Here is an 18,544-nt window from a genome sequence, read left to right as displayed (position 1 = left end):
CCTCGCGTGCGTCGTGACCCGGCGGGGCCCGTCGGCTACTTCAGGACGGCCAGAACGGCGTCGTAGTTGGGCTCGTCACCGATCTCGTTCACGAGCTCGGCGTGCAGGACCTTGTCGTTCTCGTCGAGGACGACGACGGCGCGGGCGGTCAGGCCGGCCAGCGGGCCGTCCGCGATCTCCACACCGTAGTCGGTGTGGAACTCGCGGCCGCGGAGCGTCGAGAGGTTCTTCACGTTCTCCAGGCCCTCGGCACCGCAGAAACGCGCCTGGGCGAAGGGCAGGTCGGCGGAGATGCACAGCACCACCGTGTTCTCCACCTCGCCGGCCACCTTGTTGAACGCGCGGACGGAGGACGCGCACGTCGGGGTGTCGACGCTCGGGAAGATGTTGAGGACCTTGCGCTGACCGGCGTAGTCCTTCAGCGACTTGTCCGCGAGGCCCTCGGCGACGAGCGTGAAGTGAGGAGCCTGGCTTCCGGGGGCGGGCAGGCTGCCGTTGACCTGTACCGGGTTGCCCTTCAGCGTGACCTGGGCCATGGGGAATCTCCTTCGGGCGGTGTAGATGACAACGTGAGGAATCGTACGGCGTGCGGACCCGCGCACCGGACCGCCCCGCCACGGACCTGCGGACCCGCGCCGGACCGCCCCACCCCGTCACGGGCATGCGGCCCCGCGCGCCGGACCGCCCCGCCCCGCCACGTACGCTCGGACCCGTGCCACCTGCCCTCCGCCTCCACCGCGTCGCCGTCCTCGTGCTCGAAGGGGCGAAGCCGCTCGACGTAGGCATCCCCGCACAGGTCTTCACGACCCGCGCGAGCATGCCGTACGAAGTGCGGGTGTGCGGTGCGGAACCCGGCCCGGTCACCGGCGGTGACGGTCTCTCGTACGTCGTCGCCCACGGCCTCGACGCGCTCGCGTGGGCCGACATCGTCTTCGTCCCCGGCTACCGCTTTCCCGACCGCGAGGACCCTCCCCGGGCCGTCGTGGAGGCACTGATCGCCGCCCACGACCGGGGTGCGCGACTGGCCGCGATCTCCACCGGCGCCTTCGCGCTCGCCGCGACGGGTCTGCTCGACGGCAAGCGGGCCACCACCCACTGGCACTACACCCAGGCGCTCGCGGCGAAGCGCCCCCTCGTGCGGGTCGACGAGAACGTCCTCTTCGTCGACGAGGGCAGCGTCCTCACCTCGGCTGGCGCCGCCTCCGGCATCGACCTGTGCCTGCACATCCTGCGCGGCGACCTCGGGGTGGCCGCGGCGAACCACGCGGCCCGGCGTCTGGTCGCCGCCCCCTACCGCAGCGGCGGACAGGCGCAGTACGTGCCGCGCAGCCTGCCCGAGCCGCTCGGCGAACGGTTCGCCGCGACCCGCGAGTGGGCGCTGCACCGGCTCGGTGCGCCGCTCACCCTCGACACGCTGGCCCAGCACGCGGCCGTGTCACCGCGCACCTTCTCGCGACGCTTCGTCGAGGACACCGGCTACACGCCCATGCAGTGGGTGATGCGCGCCCGTGTCGACCTCGCCAGGGAACTCCTGGAGCGCTCGGAGCGGAGCGTCGAGCAGATCGCCGCCGACGTCGGCCTCGGCACCGGCGCCAATCTGCGGCTGCACTTCCAGCGCATCCTCGGCACCACGCCGAGCGAGTACCGGCGGACCTTCACCAAGGGGGAATAGCGGGGCCACGAAAAAGGTGACGGGGGCGGCCGCCGCCCCGGTGTCCCCCGCTTGGCGCGATCCTTGCGGACCGTGGCGATCCCGCCTCTGTCGAGACGGGTTCCGCCGAGCGAACCTGGTGGCGACGCAGAAAGGGACACACTTCATGACTCGCATCGCCATCAACGGTTTCGGCCGCATCGGACGCAACGTGCTGCGCGCACTCCTCGAGCGGGACACCGACCTGGAGATCGTGGCCGTCAACGACCTGACGGAGCCGAAGGCCCTCGCGCGGCTGCTCGCCTTCGACTCGACCTCGGGCCGCCTCGGCCGCCCGGTGAGCGTCGACGGGGACACGCTCGTCGTCGACGGCCGCCGCATCAAGGTGCTCGCCGAGCGCGAGCCGGCGCAGCTGCCCTGGGCCGAGCTCGGTGTCGAGATCGTTCTTGAGGCGACCGGCCGTTTCACGTCCGCCAAGGCCGCCCGCGGCCACATCGACGCCGGTGCCAAGCGCGTCCTCGTCAGCGCGCCCGCCGACGGTGCCGACGTCACGCTCGCGTACGGCGTGAACACCGACGCGTACGACGCGGACCTGCACACGATCGTCTCGAACGCCTCGTGCACGACCAACGCGCTCGCCCCCCTCGCCAAGGTCCTCGACGACCTGGCCGGCATCGAGCACGGCTTCATGACGACGGTCCACGCCTACACGCAGGAGCAGAACCTGCAGGACGGTCCGCACCGCGACCCGCGTCGCGCCCGCGCCGCCGGCGTCAACATCGTGCCGACCTCGACGGGCGCCGCCAAGGCGATCGGCCACGTGCTGCCGAACCTCGACGGCAAGCTGTCGGGCGACTCGATCCGCGTCCCCGTCCCGGTCGGTTCGATCGTCGAGCTCAACACCACCGTCGCCCGCGACGTGACCCGCGAGGACGTCCTCGCGGCGTACCGCGCCGCCGCGGAGGGCCCGCTCGCCGGTGTCCTGGAGTACTCGGAGGACGCGCTCGTCTCCTCCGACATCACGGGCAACCCGGCCTCGTCGATCTTCGACTCGGAGCTCACCCGCGTCGAGGGCCGCCACATCAAGGTCGTCGCCTGGTACGACAACGAGTGGGGCTTCTCGAACCGCGTGATCGACACGCTCCAGCTGCTCGCCGCCCGCTGACCCGGACGCCGTCACCGCCCGCTGCCCCCGCCGAACCACACGGATCCGGCGGGGGCAGCGGCATGTCGTGGGCAGGTGCCCAAGCGGCCCCCGCCAGGTCTGGGCTCCCGCGGACGGACAGCCGCCCCGGCGCGCTCGATCATGGCCCTGGTCACGCTTGCGAGGAGGCGCAACGTGCCGGATCCGTGAAGGAGTTCGTATGCCGGGGAGAGCGAGCCGTGTCGTCAGCGGTGTCCTGCTCGCCGCCCTGACCGCGATGCCCGGGCTCTACAGCTCGCTGCTGCGGCACTGGGCAGGCCACGGCTTCATCGTCGTCGCCGCCGACACCCCCACGTCGAACTTGGCGATCAGCATGCGCGCGGGGATCGACGTCCTGGAGCAGCGGAACGCGGACGTCACCGGCCGGTTCCACGGCAAGGCGGGCCTCGACCACATCGCCTCCGCCGGCCCTTCGCAGGGCGGCGCGGCCGCGGCCGACCCGCGGGTCGACACCGCCCTGCCCATCCAGCCGGGGCCGCTGACCGATCCGGACCTGATGGACGAGCCGGTCCCCTACCCGACGGGGCAGCGGGACCTGACCGTGTGGCCGGCCCTGGTGAAGGCCCTCCACCGGGACTCGGGCCACGTCCCCGCCGTGTACGGCGAGGTCCGGGGCGCCGGGCACCTCGACTCCATCGGGAACGGCGGGGACTTCCGCGCCCCGGCCACAGCGTGGCCGCGGTTCTGGCTCCTCGGCGACGAGAACGCCCGGGGGATGTCCTTCGGCCCCGGACGCGCCTACCGCGTCGACAGCGGCCTGTGGCCCGGCTGGGAACGCGACTCCCGGGCGCTCCGGATCCCCGGCCCCACCGCCTGACCGCACCCCGCAGCGGGGACCGGCTCCGAGGCGCCCCCGCCGGGAGACACTTCGGAGCCGGATCGTCCCGGGTCCTCAGCTGCGTACGGCGCGCAGCAGGACGGTGGCGCCGACCGCCGGGACGCCCAGCGAGAACACGACGATCAGCAGGAGTTCGACGGGGCCGATCCGGGACCCGGCCCCGAGGAACGCACCCAGGAACACCAGTACCGGCGCGGCCACGGCGGTGGCGGTGCCGATCGCCTTGTGGCGCGTCTGCCACTGGGGTGTGCCCCACAGCAGCACCAGGCCGGCGATCAGGGCGATCGTTCCCACGACGGAGCTGAACAGGATCAGCACTCCGGAGACGGCGAGCAGGGCCGCGGTCAGCTTCGCGCGCCCGGGAGCGGTCGGGGAGGCCGGCCGGACGGGCGCCTCCTCGGCGAGCGCGGACGCGGCGACCGTACGGGGCTCCCCGAGCCCGGCCAGGACCGCGCGGACCTGGTCGTCGTCCTGCGCGTCACTGGCCTCGACGTGCTCGCGAAGATCCGCCAGGAGCTCGGCCCGGCGCTCGGCGGGCAGTTCGGCCGTCTCGCGCGCGACGGCGTCGAGGTAGGCGGCGACGAGCGGATGGTCGATGGCGTTCATGCGGAGTCCCCCTGTGGGTCGGTGAGGAAGTGGTCGACGGCGTCCCGGAACAGCGGCCACGCCCGGGCGAACTCGGTGAGGGAGGCCCGGCCGACGCCGGTGAGCGTGTAATAGCGGCGCGGCGGCCCGCTGGGGGAGTCACGCAGCTCGGTGTCGACGAGCCCTTCGCGCCGCAGCCGTGACAGCAGGGGATAGATCGTGCCCTGGCTGGTGGTCATGACGCTGACCGCGGAGAGCTCGGCGACGAGCTCGACACCGTACTTCGGCTCGTCCCTGAGCAGCGCGAGGACGCAGTACTCCAGCAGCCCCTTGCGGAGCTGGCTGGGCACTCTGCCGCCCGCCTCGTTCATTGCGTTACCAGGAACCATGCAATGCAAGATAGCTCCGGGAGGGGCTTCCGGCAAGCCTGGTCCCGGGGCGCGGTCTCGTGCGGGGGCGCTGCCGGTGACGTCGAGGCGGTCGAGGCCCCTGCGCCGAACGCCCGACGCAACTCGCTTGCGAAGCTGGCGATACTCTTGCGTTCATGACGCGACGACTTGCTCAAGTGGCCAAGAAGGTGGGAGTCAGCGAGGCGACGGTCAGCCGTGTCCTCAACGGCAAACCCGGTGTCTCCGAGGCGACACGGCAGTCCGTGCTCACCGCTCTCGACGTGCTCGGATACGAGCGGCCGACCCAGCTGCGCGGCGAACGCGCGCGCCTCGTCGGCCTCGTGCTGCCGGAGCTGCAGAACCCCATCTTCCCCGCGTTCGCGGAGGTGATCGGCGGCGCCCTCGCGCAGCAGGGCCTGACCCCGGTGCTGTGCACACAGACCAAGGGCGGCGTCTCCGAGGCGGACTACGTCGACCTCCTCCTCCAGCAGCAGGTGTCCGGCGTCGTCTTCGCCGGCGGACTGTTCGCGCAGGCCGACGCGCCGCACGACCACTACCACCAGCTGGCCGAGCGGAACATCCCGGTGGTCCTCATCAACGCCTCCATTAAGGGGCTCAACTTCCCCTGCGTCTCCTGCGACGACGCCGTCGCCGTGGAGCAGGCGTGGCGGCACCTCGCCTCCCTCGGCCACGAGCGGATCGGTCTCGTGCTCGGCCCCGACGACCACGTCCCCTCGCGCCGCAAGCTCGAAGCCGCCAGGGCCGCGGTCGAGGCCGCCGGCGGGAAGCTGCCGGACGAGTACGTCGTACGGTCGATCTTCTCGCTCGAAGGGGGCCAGGCCGCGGCCACCCGCCTCCTGGAGCGGGGCGTCACCGGGATCGTCTGCGCCAGCGACCCGCTCGCCCTCGGCGCCATCAGGGCCGCGCGCCGCCGCGGGCTCTCCGTCCCCTCACAGGTGTCGGTCGTCGGTTTCGACGACTCCGCCTTCATGAACTGCACCGAGCCGCCGCTCTCCACCGTGCGCCAGCCCATCGAGGCGATGGGCCGCGCCGCCGTCGAACTGCTCTGCGCCCAGATCCAGGGCACGCAGACGGACCCCGGCGAACTCCTCTTCGAGCCGGAGCTCGTGGTGCGCGGGTCGACGGCGCCCCCGCCGGTCGACTGACCACGGGGATCCTCCCCTCGACGCCTCTCCTGATCGCTCGATCGCTCCCCGGTGATGCAAGAGGTGAACGGGAAAACTCAATATCTCGGTATCTCGCCGCTATTTCTTGTCAGAGTTCCGCCGGGTTCTTGGCGAGGATCACTGTGCCGGCGGAGAGGTACCGATCCGGTTCACCGCCGCTCCCGTTCCCCGCACCAGGCGCGTCACTTCCTCCGCCACCGTGCTCAGCCGGGGCTTGCGGAGGTCCAGGACGGGCCTCGGGTTCGAGGCGCCGTGGACGACGAGCAGGTTCATCAGGAGCCAGAGGGCCTCGGAACGCGCCGGCAGGACGACCTCCCGGCCCTCAGGGGTGATGATCCTGGCCGTCGTGACACCGGCGAGGAGATTGGTGCGGGCCCAGTCGACCACGTGCGACCTGCCGTTCGGGCTCGCGACGAGGACGACGTCCCTGGTGTGGTGCAGAAGCGTCAGATAGTTCATCGGCACCGTGAGGCGCCTGGCCGCGTCGAACGGCGGAGAACCGTCCGCCCCCGTCGGGGGCGTACCGCACGAACGACGCCTCGAGGACGTCCGCCCGTGCCGGCCGTGCGTCCGCCCGACCCGGCGCGGACCTCGGCGCCCACACCACGAAGGTGTCCTCCCCGTACCCCACGGTCCCGTCGGCCACGCGGTCCCGCCGCATGATCCGGGGGAAGTCCTGGCGCGCGACCCTGAAGGCCGACACGGGGATCATGACCGTACCGGCGCCCCCGATGCCGAACGAGAACACCGCCCAGCCCCATGGGGCACCCTCGACCCAGGCGACGTACCCGACGACGAGGAACACCGGTCCTGCCAGACCGGCGAACGCGGCGAAGACCGGATTGCCGATGAGTACGCCTGCGTAGCCGCGCATGGATCCTCCTCGAAGCGGGCACCGGTCATGGTTCTTCCTGGGCCCGCGGAAGAGAAGGGGTTCCGGAGCGGTTTGCGGAGCGAACCGGACCCGAGCGGCTCTGAGGGCGAGCCCTGGATGGAGACCGTCGCGGCGTTAGTACGGGCCGCCGCGGAAGAGGAGGCTGCCGTGGTGGCGTGGGCGGAAGCCGTGCTCATGGGCCGCGTCGGAGCGGTCGGCGGGGGCCGAACGCCCGGCGAGTGCCCGGAGCTTCGCCAGGCCGGCCAGCACCTCGCTCCGGTGGTCCGCCGACTTCATCCAGACGGGAAGCCGGGCGAACATCGCCATCGTCGGGGAGGCGTGACGCTCGCGCAGCCGGGCGCCCACGTGGTCGGCGAGCGCGTCGACGTGCGCCTCGTCGTACGCCCACAGGATCCGCCCCGCGCACCGGGTCTGCAGCCAGAGCGGCCGCCCGAAGAACGGGTCCTCGGTGCCGCCGGGCACCGCCCCGACCAGCCCGGTGCCCCGCTGCTCTGCCGTCCACTCGGCGACCGCCCCGCAGCCGGCGCAGGTGAGCCGCCGTGGCTGGAAGAGCAGGGCGCTGAAGTATTTCGGTGCCGTGAGCCGGGGCAGGGGTGCGACGAGCGCCCGGCCGCCACACCTCGGACAGACCACGAGCACCCGGCCGGTGAACTCGACGAGCCACGTGCCGTGGTCGTGGTGGCGATCCGGTCCGGGGCGTGCGGGCTGGGGACTCATGCCTGACACCCTGCCAGGCCGCCGCGCCCCGGGCGACCGGATTGCGGGGCCCCCGGGCGGCGGACCGGCGCCCGCCCGAGAGGCGTCCGTACGACCGTCCGTGGGCCGCGGCCCACGGCGCCTCCTCCTCGTGAGAACCGGCCTCGCGCTCGGTGACGCGCCACCACCGTCCTGATCCGGCAGACCCGCCGGGCGGCGACCCCGCCCGCGGACTGATCGGGCGCCGGCGTCAGCGGCCGGGCCGGTCGCCGCCTCCGCCGAGGACCTCCAGGTAGTGGGGGTTGTGCATGATGCCGAGGATGTTGCCGAACGGGTCGAGCACGGCCCCGGCACGGAAGTCCCCGTAGTCGCGCAGCGGTTCGTGTTCCTTCGCGCCGAGACTCAGCAGCCGTGCCATCTCGGCGTCGACGTCGTCCACGTGCCAGTACGCGACGACACCGGCCGGGGCGGACGGGGTGCGGGAGACTCCGAACTCCTGCAGGTGGTCGCCGAGCCGGAACTCGATGTACTCGGGACGCTCGAAGTACGGCTCGACGCCCAGGACTTCGGAGTACCAGGCGCGAGCGGCGGCCAGGTCGTCGGCGTGGTAACGGATCGTCGCGAGACCGCGGAATGTCGTCGTCATGGGAAGTATTCTGGCCTCCATATAGGCCAGTTGATGTCCTAGATCGCCCGGCGCCCCGGGCGAACTCTCCCCGTTCTCCGGCATCATGCGCGGCCACCGGTCCCGTACCGCTGATCCGGCACCCGAAGGGCGGCACGTCACCGTTCCGCGGCGACCGATCCGAGTCCGCGGCCCGGCGGATCAGCCGCACCGATACGTGAACGTCGTCGCGGACGTGTGGACGGTGGGCGAGGTGATCACGAGGCGGGCCTCCGCGTGGTGCGTCCCGGGGCCGTGGAAGGTCCACAGGAGGTGCAGCCCTGCCGTCTCCTGACCACGGGTCAGGCGCTCGCGCAGCGGCGCGGACCTGGTTCCGTCGCTCCGCTCCCAGTGGTACGTGAGGGTGCCCGGACGTCCGTCCGTACGCACCACGCCCACGACGTCCGCCGTGCCGTCGCAGCCGACGCTCCGCCCCGGGGTGCCGAGGACGCTGACCGTGACGTCCCGCACCGCGACGCGGGGCCCGTACTCCCACCAGGCGAGGAACGCGAGGACGGCGGCCAGCACGACGGCGGCGAACGCGTAGCGGAGCGGCCGCCGGGAGCGGACGGGCCGCGGCGCGGGGACGCCGGGGAGGGTGCCGTGCCAGATCTGGATCGCGGTGGGGGTGTTCTCGGCGCGCCGAGCCGCCGCCGCGGTCACGCCCGGACCGAACCGCAGGACCTCGCCCTCCGCCCGATCGGGCGCCGTCTCCCGCGCCGGATGTTCGAACCAGTGGCTGCCGAGCTGGGTGGCGCTGTAGTCGTCGTCGTTCATGAGATCACGCACCGCCGGATGAAGACCTGCTGGAAGGAACCGCTGTTCGCGGCCGCGGGGTTCGTGGTCGCGCGCAGCCCCCAGTAGCAACCTGTGCCCCGGACGTCGTGGGCGAGCGAGAGGGTGTACCGGGTGGCGCCCTCGCGTCGGAAGGTCTCGGAGCCGTCGGGCGCACCAGGCGATCCCTTCTCGTCCCCGGTGAACCACTCGACGGAGATCGTCACCGGTCCTGTTCCGTCCGTCGTGACCTCGACGGTGCCGGTGGCGGTGGCCGGACCGGTCTGGCGCAGGCCGGTGACGGACACCGCCGTCACGGACACGGGCGGAGAAGTGGGGGGCGTGGTCGGGGGAGTGGTCGTCGGGGTCGTCGGCGGGGTGTCGGTGGGTGTGGACGTCGTGGTCGACGCGTGACCGGAAGGCGTCACCGTCGGAGGCGTGGTCACGGTCGGCGCCGTCGTCGTGCCGCCGGTGGGGGTCGCGTCCGGGGAGACGGTCGGTCCCGGGCTCTCCGGGGCGGAGGGCGAAGGACTCGTCACGGTCGGATCGGGCGCCGTCGCGGAGGGCGTGACCGGGCCCGACGGCGGTGGACTCGACGCGGTGCCGGACCCGGTACGCGTCGTCGCGAACGCCTGGGCGGCCTCGTCGCCGTCCGCCTCCTCGCCCCCGGCCCGCGCGGCGAGGGCGAGCAGGAGCGCCAGGACGAGCGCGGCCGCTCCCGCCGGCAGTCCGCGGGGCATCCGCCACCGGGAGCGGGGCGGCGGGGTCGGCAAGGTGGTGGTGGCGAGTGCCGTCGTACCCTCCGCCGTGCCGCCGGAGGAGGGGAAGAGCAGGGGCAGGAGCGCGGCCAGCGCGGCCAGTCGCCCCCTGCCCCGCTCCTCCCAGTCAGGTCCGTACGCGGCCGTGGCGACCGACTCCAGCTCCGTCACGAACGCGGCCGCGTTCTCCGGCCGCTCGTGCGGGGACTTGGCGAGCCCCCGCCGAATGAGCGGACGCAACGGCTCCGGAGCCTGCCCGTCGGGAACGGGCGTGTCCAGGTGCTGCAGGGCGAGCTCCGCGACGTTGTCACCGGAGAACGGCTTGCGCCCCGTCAGGCACTCGAAGAACGTCGCGGTCGCCGCGTAGACGTCGGCGGCCGGCGAGGCGGGAGCGCCGTTCCACTGCTCGGGCGCCATGTACGCGGGCGTACCGGCGATCCCCGGAGTGGCACCCCGCCCGGTCGCGATGCCGAAGTCGACGAGCTTGGACGCCCCGTCGGCGGAGACGAGAACGTTCTCGGGCTTGTAGTCACGGTGCACGACGCCCGCGCGGTGAGCGGCGGCGAGACCCAGGAGCGAGCCCTTGAGCACGACGAGAGCGGCCTCGGGGCCGGTCGAACCCTCCCGCGCAAGGAGTGAGCGCAACGCGACGCCGTCGACCAGTTCCATGACGATGGCCGCGCCCCGTGGAGCCTCGACGTACTCGTAGAACCCCACGACGTACGGGCTGTCCAAGGCGCCGAGCAACCGGGCCTCGGCCCGGAACCCCCGCACGAACGTCTCGTCCGCGCGGAACCTCTCACTCAGGTACTTCACGGCGACCGGCGCACCGGTCGAGTCGTGCGTCGCCAGCACGACCCGCCCACTGCCTCCCGCACCCAACTCCCGGGCCTCTGTGTACCCCGGGACCACCCATGCGCCCATCCCCGCCCCCTCGACACCGTTCCCGGCACTTCCCCTCACATGGACAGATTCCGGCCACGTCCGGTTCCCGGTGAAGGAGACGTCGAGGAGCTCATCGGCACCGTGACCGGTGAGCGGCGGCGGAGTCATAGCCCCTCTTCGAGGGCGGACACCAGCGACACGGGCTTCTCGGCGGTCGTGTCAGCCGGAGCTGTGCTGCTCCCAGGCCTCCTTGATCGCGAGCGGGACACGTCCGCGATCAGGCAGGTCGTATCCGTTCGCACGGGCCCAGTCACGGATCGTGCGTGTGCTGACGGACATCCTGGAGGTCGTGGCCGGTGCGCTGCCGCGGAGAGGTGACGGAGTGAAGGTGATCCCGCGGTCGAGAAGGTCTGCCGGGAAGAGCGGGACGCGTACCGTCCCGCCGAGCACGGCGACCAGGAACTCCGTCACGGACCCGCCGTAGGTGAACCAGGGTCCGCTCAGGGCTTCGTTGACGGTGACGATCCAGTCGTCCGGAGCGGCCGAGGGCCGAGTGACCCAGAAGAGGTAGTCCCCGTTGCCGGTGACCCCCATGGCGAAGAGGTCCTCGATGGTGTGTGGCAGCGGCCGGGGCTGCCGGGCGGCCTGCCGGACCTCTGCGATCTGCCCACGCAGACGCCTCGGCATCGGGCCGGTCAGATCGAGCCACTCATGGGAGGAGCACGGCTGGTACAAGGAGAGGAAGTCGCAGAACTGCCCGGGGCCGTACGCGGCGACGAGGCCCTTGTAGTCCTCGGGGAGTCCCGTGCCCAGCGTGTCCTCGACCCGGGGCCAGTCGGGAGCGGGGGGAACGGCGGCGGGCGGCGGGCACAGCGCCGTCAGCGCGGTGAGAGCGGTCATCGGCTTCCTCGGAGGTCAAGGGCGGCGTCCAGCGGGGAGCGTACGCCGGATACGCGTCGCACCGGACGACACCACGATCCTGGACGGACAGCGTCGTACGGCCGGTACGCGGTGCCCTCCGGCCACCGCCGCTCACCGTCCGGGACCGGCGGCTCCGCCGCCCCCCGCCCCGCTCACCGCCGGTCACACGAGCTACGAACGTGTCCTTCCCCTCCCGGGGCGGATTGCTTTCGGGGTACTTGCGGAGCCACCAGGCCGGATTCATAGGCGAAGACGACCAGTTGGGCGCGGTCACGGGCATGGAGCTTGGTCATGGCCCGATTGACGTGGGTCTTCGCGGTGAGCGCCGTGATCACCATCCGGGCGGCGATCTCGTCGTTGGACAGGCCCTGCGCGACCAGGGTGACGGCCTCGCGTTCACGGCTGGTGAGGGTTTTCAGCGCCCTGAAACCGCCGGCGTCGCCGGGGAGCAGCCCGGTGACGTACCGGTCGATCAGTCTGCGGGTGATCGACGGGGCGAGCAGGGCGTCACCGCGGGCGGCGACGCGTACGGCGTGCAGGAAGTCCTCCGGCATGACGTCCTTGACCAGGAACCCGGCGGCCCCGGCACGCAGCCCTTCAAGGACGTACTCGTCCATGCCGTAGTTGGTCAGGATGACGACGTGGACGTCGGCGAGTGCCGGATCGGCGGCGATCCGCCGGGTCGTCTCGATGCCGTCGAGGACCGGCATCCGGATGTCGACGAGCGCCACGTCCGGCACGTGCTCCCGCGCCAGGGCGAGCCCCTCGGCCCCGTCGCCGGCCTCGGCCACCACCTCGATGTCGTCCTCGAGGTCGAGGAGGGCACGGAATCCGCTGCGGATGAGCGGCTGGTCGTCGATCAGCAGGACACGGATCATGACGACCCGTCCAGGGGGAGTTCGGCCCGGACGGTGAAGCCGCCCCCGTCCCGCGGCCCGGCACGCAACCGGCCACCGAGGGCGGTGACGCGTTCGCGCATGCCGAGCAGCCCGAGGCCGGGTGCCGTGACGCTCGCCGGGGCCGCCCCGCCGTCGTCGTCGACGCGTATCGCGACGGCGTCCTCACGGCAGTCGATCCGCACCGAAGCCGTGCCCACGCCCGCGTGCCGGGCGACGTTGGTGAGCGACTCCTGGACGATCCGATAGACGGTCCGGTCCACCGCGGCCGACACACCATGGCGCTGGCCCTCGATCGTCAGAGTCGCGTCCACGCCGAACGCACGGGCCCGCTCCACGAGTTCCGGGACGTCGTCGAGCCCGCACGGCGGCGTCGTGTCGTCGTCGCGCAAGGCCTCCAGGGTCGCGCGCAGCTCCCGGCTCGCCTCCCGCCCGGCCTGCTGGATCGCCAGCAGCGAATCCGGCACGTCCTCGCCCCGCTTGCGGGCCACGTGCACGGCGACCTCCGCCTGTACCTTGATGACCGAGATCTGGTGGGTGAGCGAGTCGTGCAACTCGCGCGCGATACGGAGCCGCTCCTCATCGGCGCGGCGCCGGGCGGCCTCCTCCCGGGTGCGCTCGGCCTCCTCCGCCCGCCGCTCCGCCTGCCGCAGCGCCTCTCCCGCGGCACCGGCCGCGATCAGCCAGGCGATTTCGAGGGCGCCCCGGGCCTGCGCGAAGGCCTGACCCGTGTCATGCGGACCGGATACCAGGGCCGCGACCGGGAGTACGGCCAGCATGGCCACGCTCGCCGCCGCCGTGGCCGCGCGGTACCCCGCCCGTACCGCCGCGTACACCGCGAAGAGGTACGCGACGACGGGTACGTCGAGACCGGCCGCCTGGTACCCCACCGCGCAGAGCCCGGTCACGGCGAGGACGACGACCGGCGCCCGGCGGCGCGCGGCCAGGGCGAGCCCGCCCGCCGCCAGCAGCCCGAGCCCGAGCACGTCGAGGCCCGTCGCCGTGCCCATGACCGGACGCAGCTCGGAGACCCCGGTGACCAGGAGCGCCGCCGCCACGCCGGCCGCGATGACCCAGTCCCCGTACCGACCCCACGCAGCAGCCGTTTCTGTCCTCATGCGGGCACCCTAATCGGACGCCGATGGCGGCGAATCCTCCTCGCGGCCCAGCGAACGACTACCGCGCCCGCGGTATCCGGCGCCGTGCCTGCCGCAGCCGCGGCAGCGCGAGGTGTCTGCGCTCGCCGGACGACCCGAGGGCGGTCCGAGGGCCACGATCTGTACGGCGGGGGCGAGACCCCGCCCACCCGGTCCTCAGAGAAGGAGCATTCCCATGAGCCCCGACCCGCTGCTCGCCGCCGACCTCTTCACCCTCAGCCTCGGCCGCCTCGGAGCCACCACGGGTGCCCTCCTGGGACTCGCAGGCGTGATCATCGCCTGGCGTTCCCTGGTCCGCCCGTCCAGCCGTCCCGGCGCCGTACCGGCCGTGGTGGCGGGCCTGGTGAGCGTCTTCCTCGGAGGAGTCGTCGTGGCCACCGCCGAAGGCGGCCTCGGCACCGGTAACGGCCTGGGCGGCGCCTACGTGGCCCTGCTGATGGGCGTGCTCGCCACCGCACTCGGCGGCCGGGCCTTGTCCCGCTCCCGGCGCGTCAACTGAGTGCCACCGCGGGCACCCGGCCCGGTACCGGGCCGGGTGCCTACCGCGAGGCGGCGAAGACGGCCGCGGAGAAGGCCCACCGGGCCGGATGCGTACGAACCGCGGCCGCCTTCGCGTCGCGGTCCGTGGGCGCGAGCGTACGTGTGGCGCGGCCGCGCCACCTCGGTCGCACGCCCGTCCACGAGGAGCTCGCCCGCCGGCGGACACCGGCCGTCACGGAGCCGAGCGGCCGGCCGGAGTGCTTGGGCGGCCGGGCGGAGTGCGGAACCCCACTCCGGGACCCGGCGCGCTCCCAGGGCGTCACAGCATCAGCAGCAGCCGCGTGTTCGACACCAGCTTCCGGTTCACGCTGGTGCTCTGCACGAAGATGGTGAAGTCGTCGTTGTGGTCCGGCTTGACGCGTACCTCCACGTCCGGCAGGCCGAGCAGCGCTCGGGCCTGAGGACCCGTGTACACCCGGTCCGTCTTCTTCTCCAGCACCGCGATCTGCTTCCGCGCCTGGATCTTCTCCGACTTGCTCAACTGATAGAACGCTCCACCGGTGCGGTACGTGTGACCGCATTCGACGATCCACTCCCTGATCGCCGCGTCACGAGCCACCGGGATCAGCTGGTATTCGGACTTTTTCGCAGGGGTGAGCCCGGCGGCCTTTATGGTGTCCTTGTTGACCGTCTCCGCACCCGCGGAGAAAACCGCTCGCGATCCACGGATTCCCTTGGTCCGGCCCACCATGAATTTCTCGGTGGCTTCCTGGATGACCTGTCCGGCCTCCTCCAGACCCTGCGTGCTCGTGGCGTCCCATATGGCGATGTTGTCCTTCGGGAAGCCGTACTGCATGGCCTCGCGCTTACCCATCTGGTCCGGCACGAGGACGGCCAGCGTCCAGTTGTCCTCCTGCGTCTCGATCATCCTGGCCACCGCCTCGACCAGTTGACGCGGGTCCCTGACAGGGGCGTCCGGGCAGCGATGGCTCGCGTTCTCCTGGCCGTCGGTCAGGACGAACGTCAGGAAGCTGTGGTCGCCGTACAGTTGAGCCGTCTGTGCCAGCTCGCGCTGAGACTTCAGCGCGGCCGCCAGCAGGGCCGTCATTCCCCCCACCCGGTACAGCTGCTTCAGCGACGGCATCCGCAGGACGTCCTTGTCGTAGATGACGCACTCCACCTTGTCGGCGAATACGTAGACCGTGACGCGGGTTTCCTGGTCCAGTTCCCTCGACCGGCGGGCGAGATAGGCGATTTGCTGGTCGGCGACTTCGACGACCTTCCGGCTCAGCCGCGACATGGACGAACTGGCGTCCAGGACAAGAGCAACGTGGTTGATGTAGTTCTGCGTTCGGGACATGGAAACTCCCCCTCTTTCCGACTCGATGCTTCTACCTTCTCACCCACCACTGACAATCGGTCTTGGCCGAAGCCGGACGAGAACGGGAACGGGAACGGGAACGGGAACGGGAACGGGAACGGGAGGACAGGCCGAGGCGTCCGCCTCGGTCGCGCCTCGGTCTCGGCCCCGCCCGCCGCCTCCCGGCCACGACCGCCGGAAGGCGGCGAGGCGAGCACTCCACCGACTGCTCCCCTTACACCCCGCGCGGTTTCCCCTTAGCCTCACCACTACTCGCGAGTCACCAGCCAGTCAGCGAAGCCGTGATGGGCGCACCGGGCCCGGAGGTCGACATGAGTTCCGCGCAGTACCTGCTCGAAAGCCGCCCGCCCTCAGTGGCGCATCTCTTCCTCTCACGGGTCGAGGCGACACCCGGGCGCGAGGCGTACCGCTACCCCGTGGCAGCCGGCCACGGTGCTCCCGGCGCCGAGGAGTGGCGTTCACTGACGTGGGCCGAGGCCGCGAAGCGCGTGAGGGCGATCGCGGCCGGCCTGCTCGCCCTCGGGCTGCTGCCGGAGGAGCGGGTGGCCATCTCCTCCTCGACACGGGTGGAGTGGATCCTCGCCGACCTGGGCGTGATGTGCGCGGGAGCCGCCGCGACCGCCGTCTACCCGAGCACCAACGCCGATGAGACGGCGTACATCCTCGCCGACTCCGGCAGCCGGGCGGTCTTCGTCGAGAACGCCGCCCAGCTGGCCAAGGTGGCCGCCCACAGAGAACGCCTGCCCGGGCTCGACCACGCGATCCTCTTCGACCCGGCGGAGGACCCGCTCCCGATCGAGGGGCTGGACGTCCTGACCCTCGCCGATCTGGAGGAGCGCGGCGAGGCGTACCTGCGGGAACGTCCGGACGCGATCGAGACGACGGTTCGGGCCATCGGGCGGGAACAGCTCGCCACGCTGATCTACACCTCCGGAACGACCGGCCGCCCGAAGGGCGTACGCCTGGTGCACGACTGCTGGTCCTACCAGGGCGTCGCGCAAGAGGCCACCGGGCTGGTGCTCCCCGACGACGTGCAGTTCCTGTGGCTGCCGCTCTCCCACGTCTTCGGCAAGGCCCTGATCTCCGGTCAGGTCAAGTCCGGTCACGTGATGGCGGTGGACGGCCGGATCGACCGCATCGTCACCAACCTGCCCGTCGTCCGCCCCACCGTGATGGCGTCCGCTCCGCGGGTCTTCGAGAAGGTCTACAACGGCATCGCCGCCCGGGCGAGGGCCGAGGGCGGCGCCAAGTACAGGATCTTCCTGTGGGCGGCGAAGGTCGCCCGCGACCACGCCAGGACCGGACAGGAGCACATGGTCGCGACGGGCAGACGGAAGGTGCCCCGGTGGCTCGCCGTCCAGCACGCCGTCGCCGACAAGCTGGTCTACGGCAGGATCCGGGCGGCCTTCGGAGGGCGGCTGCGCGGCAGCGCCTCCGGCAGCGCCGCACTCGCCCCCGACATCGGCTACTTCTTCGCCGGCGCGGGCGTACCCGTTCTCGAGGGCTACGGCCTGACGGAGACCGGCGCGGCCTGCACGGTCAACCCGGCCGACGACTACCGGGTGGGCACGGTCGGCAAGCCCTTGACCGGTACCGAGGTCCGCATAGCCGAGGACGGGGAGATCCTCCTGAAGGGCCCCGGCGTCATGCGTGGCTACCACAACCTTCCGGAGAAGACCGCCGAGGTGCTGGAGAGCGACGGCTGGCTCCGCACCGGCGACATCGGCGACATCGACAAGGACGGCTACGTCCGGATCACCGACCGGAAGAAGGACCTGTTCAAGACCTCGGGCGGCAAGTACGTGGCACCCACGGAGATCGAGAGCCGCTTCAAGGCCATCTGCCCGTACGTCAGCAACATCCTGGTCATCGGCAACGGCCGCAACTACTGCACCGCCCTGATCGCGCTCGACGAGAGCGCGATCATGCCCTGGTCGGCATCCCACGGCCCGGAGGGCCGCACCTACGCCGAAGTCGTCTCCTCGCCGGAGGTGTACGCGCTGATCGAAGACTTCGTCCAGCGCGTGAACGGCGACCTCCAGCGGTGGCAGACGATCAAGAAGTTCTCCCTGCTGCCGCGCGACCTCGACATCGAGCACGGCGAACTCACTCCGAGCCTCAAGGTCAAGAGGCCTTTCGTGGAGGGCGAGTACGCCGAGGTCATCGAGGCCATGTACGAGGGCACCCGCGAAGCGTGACGCCCGCCCGTCCGGGGCGGTCGGCTCCGGCCGGCCTCGGGACGGCCACCATCGCGGCGGGTGCGTCAGCACTGCGCGTCATCGCCGGGTACCTCCAGCGGCGCCGCCGGGAAGGACGGAGCGGTGCCGGCGCGGCTGCGGGAAACGTGGCGTTCTGGTGGACTTTGACGAACCAGACGCCGTCGGCGGCGCTTTCGGCCCGCCAGACCCGGCTGCTCTCCCGGGCCCAGGAGACATCGGACCACGCGGCGATCCGGCCGACCGCACGTTCGGCGAACTACCGCACCTCCCGCCCGGGCCGTGGCCCCGCGGCACCATGCGCCGGCAAGAGGCGGAGCCGGTCGAGGGCCGGGTCGTAGCCGATCGGGTCTCCCGGCTCCTGGAAGTGCAGCGCGACCCCGGCACCCGCCCGGTACGCGTCAAGACCGGCGCGGCAGTACGCCACCATCGGCTCCGGCAGGGCGTCGAGCCGGAACCATCCCATGCCGTCGCACACGTCGGGTTCCATGACCCTCGGCGTGCCCGTCCAGCGGCGGACCTCGAAGAAGAACCCGACGCGCGCCCGCCCGGCCGGCGAGCGGTGATGCACGGTGACCGCGCCGCGTACGTCGTCCGGATCCACGGCCATGCCGGTCTCCTCCCGCGCCTCGCGTGCGAGCGCGGTGACGACGTCCTCGAAAGGTCCGTCGACGTGACCGGACGGAAAGTGCCAGTGCCCGGCGGCGTAGACGGTTCCGGCCCGCCGGGACAGCAGTGCCTCCGGACCCCTCTCCCCGTCGCGGACGGCGATCAGGTGCACGTCCACCGGCACCGCGTGCCGCCCGCCGCCGCTCATGAGACACCTCCGGTACGACAGGCGGGCAGGACCGTGAACACCGCGGCCGTTCGCGCGCGTCGCACGCCCCTCACCGGAACGGCCCGCGGTGCGAGGAGGGGGCTGTGAGGACATGAACACTCCTGCTCTCGGATGACGACTGCCGTGGAC

Annotated in this window: 19 protein-coding genes; 6 read left to right on the top strand and 13 right to left on the bottom strand. The window is 72.0% G+C overall.

Translation table 11 applies throughout. The features are described 5' to 3' along the window. Nucleotides 1–35: 35 nt before the first annotated feature. Nucleotides 36–536 carry a thiol peroxidase gene (tpx, locus tag ACFWUY_RS10790; protein WP_384105166.1) on the bottom strand — a complete coding sequence of 167 codons (501 nt, stop codon included), beginning with the start codon at nucleotides 534–536 and terminating at the stop codon, nucleotides 36–38. Nucleotides 537–661: 125 nt separating this feature from the next. Between tpx and ACFWUY_RS10785 the strand changes: the two genes are divergently transcribed. The 3 genes from ACFWUY_RS10785 to ACFWUY_RS10775 all read left to right on the top strand — a co-directional run bounded on the left by ACFWUY_RS10785 (nucleotide 662) and on the right by ACFWUY_RS10775 (nucleotide 3,672). Next, nucleotides 662–1,672: a GlxA family transcriptional regulator gene (locus tag ACFWUY_RS10785; RefSeq protein WP_384105541.1), complete on the top strand. Its 1,011-nt coding sequence runs from the start codon at nucleotides 662–664 to the stop codon at nucleotides 1,670–1,672. Nucleotides 1,673–1,817: 145 nt separating this feature from the next. Next, nucleotides 1,818–2,816 carry a type I glyceraldehyde-3-phosphate dehydrogenase gene (gene gap / locus ACFWUY_RS10780; RefSeq protein ID WP_384105163.1) on the top strand — a complete coding sequence of 333 codons (999 nt, stop codon included), beginning with the start codon at nucleotides 1,818–1,820 and terminating at the stop codon, nucleotides 2,814–2,816. Nucleotides 2,817–3,015: 199 nt separating this feature from the next. Next, a complete protein-coding gene (locus tag ACFWUY_RS10775) occupies nucleotides 3,016–3,672 on the top strand; it encodes a hypothetical protein (protein WP_384105161.1) in 657 nt (218 codons plus the stop codon). A 75-nt stretch (nucleotides 3,673–3,747) separates the two neighbouring features. Here ACFWUY_RS10775 and ACFWUY_RS10770 read toward each other — a convergent pair whose 3' ends face one another. Both ACFWUY_RS10770 and ACFWUY_RS10765 read right to left on the bottom strand, forming a co-directional pair. Continuing rightward, nucleotides 3,748–4,299: an HAAS signaling domain-containing protein gene (locus tag ACFWUY_RS10770; RefSeq protein ID WP_384105158.1), complete on the bottom strand. Its 552-nt coding sequence runs from the start codon at nucleotides 4,297–4,299 to the stop codon at nucleotides 3,748–3,750. Then, entirely contained in the window at nucleotides 4,296–4,667 is a 372-nt protein-coding gene (locus ACFWUY_RS10765; RefSeq protein WP_384105155.1) for a PadR family transcriptional regulator, read from the bottom strand. Before ACFWUY_RS10765 ends, ACFWUY_RS10770 begins: the two co-directional genes overlap by 4 nt. A gap of 155 nt (nucleotides 4,668–4,822) precedes the next feature. Here ACFWUY_RS10765 and ACFWUY_RS10760 point away from each other — a divergent pair, with 155 nt between their 5' ends. After that, complete coding sequence (locus ACFWUY_RS10760) at nucleotides 4,823–5,833, top strand: LacI family DNA-binding transcriptional regulator (protein ID WP_384105152.1); 1,011 nt, start codon at nucleotides 4,823–4,825, stop codon at nucleotides 5,831–5,833. Between the two features lie 138 nt (nucleotides 5,834–5,971). Here the strand turns inward: ACFWUY_RS10760 and ACFWUY_RS10755 are convergent, their stop codons facing one another. From ACFWUY_RS10755 to ACFWUY_RS10720, 8 genes are all read right to left on the bottom strand, one after another. Beyond that, complete coding sequence (locus tag ACFWUY_RS10755) at nucleotides 5,972–6,313, bottom strand: hypothetical protein (protein WP_384105149.1); 342 nt, start codon at nucleotides 6,311–6,313, stop codon at nucleotides 5,972–5,974. A gap of 550 nt (nucleotides 6,314–6,863) precedes the next feature. Next, entirely contained in the window at nucleotides 6,864–7,466 is a 603-nt protein-coding gene (locus tag ACFWUY_RS10750) for a hypothetical protein (RefSeq protein WP_384105146.1), read from the bottom strand. 229 nt (nucleotides 7,467–7,695) lie between these two features. Then, complete coding sequence (locus ACFWUY_RS10745; protein WP_384105143.1) at nucleotides 7,696–8,091, bottom strand: VOC family protein; 396 nt, start codon at nucleotides 8,089–8,091, stop codon at nucleotides 7,696–7,698. 180 nt (nucleotides 8,092–8,271) lie between these two features. After that, nucleotides 8,272–8,886 carry a hypothetical protein gene (locus tag ACFWUY_RS10740; RefSeq protein WP_384105140.1) on the bottom strand — a complete coding sequence of 205 codons (615 nt, stop codon included), beginning with the start codon at nucleotides 8,884–8,886 and terminating at the stop codon, nucleotides 8,272–8,274. Further along, nucleotides 8,883–10,565, bottom strand: coding sequence for a serine/threonine-protein kinase (locus ACFWUY_RS10735; RefSeq protein ID WP_384105137.1), 1,683 nt, complete (start codon nucleotides 10,563–10,565; stop codon nucleotides 8,883–8,885). The genes ACFWUY_RS10740 and ACFWUY_RS10735 overlap by 4 nt, the downstream gene beginning before the upstream one ends. 180 nt (nucleotides 10,566–10,745) lie before the next feature. After that, nucleotides 10,746–11,426, bottom strand: coding sequence for a histone-like nucleoid-structuring protein Lsr2 (locus tag ACFWUY_RS10730; RefSeq protein WP_384105134.1), 681 nt, complete (start codon nucleotides 11,424–11,426; stop codon nucleotides 10,746–10,748). A gap of 173 nt (nucleotides 11,427–11,599) precedes the next feature. Then, nucleotides 11,600–12,325, bottom strand: a complete 726-nt coding sequence (locus ACFWUY_RS10725; protein WP_384105131.1) for a response regulator — start codon at nucleotides 12,323–12,325, stop codon at nucleotides 11,600–11,602. After that, nucleotides 12,322–13,461 (bottom strand): sensor histidine kinase, encoded by a 1,140-nt coding sequence (locus ACFWUY_RS10720; RefSeq protein ID WP_384105128.1) that lies wholly within the window; start codon nucleotides 13,459–13,461, stop codon nucleotides 12,322–12,324. Before ACFWUY_RS10720 ends, ACFWUY_RS10725 begins: the two co-directional genes overlap by 4 nt. A 214-nt stretch (nucleotides 13,462–13,675) precedes the next feature. On the opposite strand from ACFWUY_RS10720, the gene ACFWUY_RS10715 reads away from it, so the two are divergent. Then, nucleotides 13,676–13,999 carry a DUF6223 family protein gene (locus ACFWUY_RS10715; RefSeq protein ID WP_384105124.1) on the top strand — a complete coding sequence of 108 codons (324 nt, stop codon included), beginning with the start codon at nucleotides 13,676–13,678 and terminating at the stop codon, nucleotides 13,997–13,999. A 300-nt stretch (nucleotides 14,000–14,299) separates the two neighbouring features. Here ACFWUY_RS10715 and ACFWUY_RS10710 read toward each other — a convergent pair whose 3' ends face one another. Then, a complete protein-coding gene (locus tag ACFWUY_RS10710; RefSeq protein ID WP_384105121.1) occupies nucleotides 14,300–15,340 on the bottom strand; it encodes a vWA domain-containing protein in 1,041 nt (346 codons plus the stop codon). Nucleotides 15,341–15,672: 332 nt separating this feature from the next. On the opposite strand from ACFWUY_RS10710, the gene ACFWUY_RS10705 reads away from it, so the two are divergent. Beyond that, a complete protein-coding gene (locus ACFWUY_RS10705) occupies nucleotides 15,673–17,559 on the top strand; it encodes an AMP-dependent synthetase/ligase (protein ID WP_384105118.1) in 1,887 nt (628 codons plus the stop codon). A gap of 277 nt (nucleotides 17,560–17,836) precedes the next feature. On the opposite strand, the gene ACFWUY_RS10700 is transcribed toward ACFWUY_RS10705, so the two are convergent. Beyond that, entirely contained in the window at nucleotides 17,837–18,394 is a 558-nt protein-coding gene (locus tag ACFWUY_RS10700; RefSeq protein ID WP_384105116.1) for an NUDIX domain-containing protein, read from the bottom strand. Nucleotides 18,395–18,544: the final 150 nt, after the last annotated feature.

It is taken from the genome of Streptomyces sp. NPDC058664 (genome assembly GCF_042716635.1).
Lineage (GTDB): Bacteria > Actinomycetota > Actinomycetes > Streptomycetales > Streptomycetaceae > Streptomyces.
The sequence above is the reverse complement of the archived record's forward strand: the minus strand, read 5'-3'. Positions and strand labels throughout refer to the sequence as shown.

Coding starts and splice junctions, on each gene's coding strand:
- ACFWUY_RS10720 (WP_384105128.1), bottom strand. CDS start 13,461: ATGAGGACAGAAACGGCTGCTGCGTGGGGTCGGTACGGGGACTGGGTC.
- gap (WP_384105163.1), top strand. CDS start 1,818: ATGACTCGCATCGCCATCAACGGTTTCGGCCGCATCGGACGCAACGTG.
- ACFWUY_RS10785 (WP_384105541.1), top strand. CDS start 662: ATGCGGCCCCGCGCGCCGGACCGCCCCGCCCCGCCACGTACGCTCGGA.
- ACFWUY_RS10740 (WP_384105140.1), bottom strand. CDS start 8,886: ATGAACGACGACGACTACAGCGCCACCCAGCTCGGCAGCCACTGGTTC.
- tpx (WP_384105166.1), bottom strand. CDS start 536: ATGGCCCAGGTCACGCTGAAGGGCAACCCGGTACAGGTCAACGGCAGC.
- ACFWUY_RS10760 (WP_384105152.1), top strand. CDS start 4,823: ATGACGCGACGACTTGCTCAAGTGGCCAAGAAGGTGGGAGTCAGCGAG.
- ACFWUY_RS10765 (WP_384105155.1), bottom strand. CDS start 4,667: ATGGTTCCTGGTAACGCAATGAACGAGGCGGGCGGCAGAGTGCCCAGC.
- ACFWUY_RS10735 (WP_384105137.1), bottom strand. CDS start 10,565: ATGGGCGCATGGGTGGTCCCGGGGTACACAGAGGCCCGGGAGTTGGGT.
- ACFWUY_RS10725 (WP_384105131.1), bottom strand. CDS start 12,325: ATGATCCGTGTCCTGCTGATCGACGACCAGCCGCTCATCCGCAGCGGA.
- ACFWUY_RS10700 (WP_384105116.1), bottom strand. CDS start 18,394: ATGAGCGGCGGCGGGCGGCACGCGGTGCCGGTGGACGTGCACCTGATC.
- ACFWUY_RS10750 (WP_384105146.1), bottom strand. CDS start 7,466: ATGAGTCCCCAGCCCGCACGCCCCGGACCGGATCGCCACCACGACCAC.
- ACFWUY_RS10745 (WP_384105143.1), bottom strand. CDS start 8,091: ATGACGACGACATTCCGCGGTCTCGCGACGATCCGTTACCACGCCGAC.
- ACFWUY_RS10705 (WP_384105118.1), top strand. CDS start 15,673: ATGAGTTCCGCGCAGTACCTGCTCGAAAGCCGCCCGCCCTCAGTGGCG.
- ACFWUY_RS10755 (WP_384105149.1), bottom strand. CDS start 6,313: ATGAACTATCTGACGCTTCTGCACCACACCAGGGACGTCGTCCTCGTC.
- ACFWUY_RS10775 (WP_384105161.1), top strand. CDS start 3,016: ATGCCGGGGAGAGCGAGCCGTGTCGTCAGCGGTGTCCTGCTCGCCGCC.
- ACFWUY_RS10715 (WP_384105124.1), top strand. CDS start 13,676: ATGAGCCCCGACCCGCTGCTCGCCGCCGACCTCTTCACCCTCAGCCTC.
- ACFWUY_RS10710 (WP_384105121.1), bottom strand. CDS start 15,340: ATGTCCCGAACGCAGAACTACATCAACCACGTTGCTCTTGTCCTGGAC.
- ACFWUY_RS10770 (WP_384105158.1), bottom strand. CDS start 4,299: ATGAACGCCATCGACCATCCGCTCGTCGCCGCCTACCTCGACGCCGTC.
- ACFWUY_RS10730 (WP_384105134.1), bottom strand. CDS start 11,426: ATGACCGCTCTCACCGCGCTGACGGCGCTGTGCCCGCCGCCCGCCGCC.